Here is a 2,066-nt window from a genome sequence, read left to right as displayed (position 1 = left end):
CTAGCCGAGCCGATCGCGGTCGTCATGTGCGAAGACGCTGCTTTCTCCGACCCGGTTCCTCCACGGTGCTGGGACGAGGGCCGGTCCGGCCCCGTGACTGCGCGGCCGTCTCCATACTAACGGCCAACATGCAATGGATGGGCAGGTGTGGTGTTTGTCACTAATATCCGCCCGATTTCAGAAACAGAAACGACTGGGAGCAAATCAGAATGAAATCAGCACTTTTGGCCGCCGTTGCAACCTCCGCCCTGCTGCTGGCCGCGCCGGCGATGGCGCAGGGCGTCAAGATCGGCATTCTCAACGACCAGTCCGGCGTCTATGCCGACTACGGCGGCAAATGGTCGGTCGAGGCCGCCAAGATGGCGATCGAGGATTTCGGCGGCGAGGTACTGGGCCAGAAGGTCGAACTGGTCACGGCCGACCACCAGAACAAGCCGGATCTTGCCACCTCGATCGCGCGGCGCTGGTACGACGTCGAGAACGTCGACATGATCACCGAGCTGACGACATCCTCGGTCGCGCTGGCGATCCACGAACTGTCCAAGGAAAAGAAGAAGATCGACATCGTGGTCGGCGCCGCGACCTCGCGACTCACCGGCGATGCCTGCCAGCCCTACGGGTTCCATTGGGCCTACGACACCCGCGCGCTCGGCGTCGGCACCGGCGGCGCGCTGACCAAGGCGGGCGGCAATACCTGGTTCTTCCTCACCGCCGACTACGCGTTCGGCTATGCGCTGGAAAAGGACACCAGCGAGATCGTCACCGCCAATGGCGGCAAGGTGGTCGGTTCGGTGCGCGTGCCGCTCAACTCCTCGGACTTCTCCTCCTTCCTGCTGCAGGCGCAGAGTTCGAAGGCAAAGATCGTCGGTCTCGCCAACGCCGGCCTCGACACCACCAATTCGATCAAGCAGGCCTCGGAGTTCGGCATCGTCTCCGGCGGCCAGAAGCTCGCCGGTCTCTTGATGACGCTCGCCGAGGTGCATGGCCTCGGCTTGCAGGCCGCGCAGGGCCTGGTGCTGACCGAAGGCTATTACTGGGACGTCAACGACCGGACCCGCAATCTCGGCGAACGCTTCCTCAAGCGCACCGGACGGATGCCGAACATGATCCAGGCCGGCACCTATTCGGCAACCCTGAGCTATCTCAAGGCCGTCAAGGCGGCCGGCACCAAGGATCCCGACGCGGTCGCCAAGAAGCTGAAGGAGCTGCCGGTCGACGACGATTTCGCGCAAGGCGGCAAGGTGCTCGAGAACGGCCGTATGGTCCACGACATGTATCTGTTCGAGGTCAAGAAGCCGTCGGAATCGAAGAAGCCTTGGGACTATTACAAGCAGCTCGCCGTCGTCCCCGGCGATCAGGCCTTCTTCACCGCCAAGGACAGCGGCTGCCCGCTGACGAAGTAACACAACGCCGGTTCAACAAGCACGAGGTCGTCCTGGCTTTCGCCGGGACGACATCGTGAGATTGGTTGCCTCACACCAGCCGCATCGCCACCGCACCCAGCGCCCCCGCCCACAATGCGAACGCGGCGAAGGTCTGGATCAAGAAGCCCGCGCTCCTCTTTTCGGCGGCCTTCGCATAACCGACGAAGTAAACGATGCGGCCGATGACCCAGACCGCACCGATGCCGGCAGCAACCGCATCGCCGATATAGATTGCGAACAGCCAGAGCGCCGGCAGGAAGATCGGCATCCATTCCAGCGTATTCATCTGAATGCGGAAGGCACGTTCGAAGTCCGGATGGCCCGAGGTCGCTGGCGCCTTCACGCCGGTGTTCTTGCGCGCGACCGCCACGTAGACGGCGGTCGAAAAGAACATGGCGATCGCAAGCAGCGTGACGAGGGCGGTGAAATGATACATCGCAAGGGTCCTTGAACAGATCGCGCTTCAATACCCGGTCAGCTCGAGATAGCCAACGCCCTCATGCGTGCCGCTGAAGCTGATCGGGCCTTCCCAATAGGAAAAGCCGGTGCCCATCCAGGCCTTTGGATTGAGCGGCTTGCTGCGGATCGAGAAGGATCGCGAGGGAATCGCAATCTCCCATTCCACGGGCACCGTGTGCCCCG

The 2,066-nt window shown here is 62.6% G+C and carries 3 protein-coding genes; 1 reads left to right on the top strand and 2 read right to left on the bottom strand.

Annotated elements, in window-relative coordinates; translation table 11 throughout:
- The first annotated feature begins 209 nt into the window (after positions 1-209).
- On the top strand, positions 210-1,403 hold the full coding sequence (locus NLR35_RS33940; protein WP_257170892.1) for an ABC transporter substrate-binding protein: 1,194 nt from the start codon (positions 210-212) through the stop codon (positions 1,401-1,403).
- Positions 1,404-1,473: 70 nt separating this feature from the next.
- On the opposite strand, the gene NLR35_RS33935 is transcribed toward NLR35_RS33940, so the two are convergent.
- Together NLR35_RS33935 and NLR35_RS33930 are read right to left on the bottom strand one after the other, a co-directional pair.
- The gene (locus NLR35_RS33935; protein ID WP_257170891.1) at positions 1,474-1,860 is read right to left on the bottom strand and encodes an MAPEG family protein; all 387 of its coding nucleotides are present in this window, start codon (positions 1,858-1,860) and stop codon (positions 1,474-1,476) included.
- A 27-nt stretch (positions 1,861-1,887) separates the two neighbouring features.
- Positions 1,888-2,066, bottom strand: a 179-nt coding sequence (locus tag NLR35_RS33930) for a lipocalin family protein (RefSeq protein ID WP_257170893.1), incomplete at its 5' end; no start/stop codon positions are given.

The sequence above is a fragment of the Bradyrhizobium sp. SRS-191 genome (assembly GCF_024586915.1).
Taxonomy (GTDB): Bacteria; Pseudomonadota; Alphaproteobacteria; order Rhizobiales; family Xanthobacteraceae; genus Bradyrhizobium.
The sequence above is the reverse complement of the archived record's forward strand: the minus strand, read 5'-3'. Positions and strand labels throughout refer to the sequence as shown.

Excerpts from the sequence above, each read along its gene's own strand:
- NLR35_RS33935 (WP_257170891.1), bottom strand. The coding sequence starts at position 1,860 with ATGTATCATTTCACCGCCCTCGTCACGCTGCTTGCGATCGCCATGTTC.
- NLR35_RS33940 (WP_257170892.1), top strand. The coding sequence starts at position 210 with ATGAAATCAGCACTTTTGGCCGCCGTTGCAACCTCCGCCCTGCTGCTG.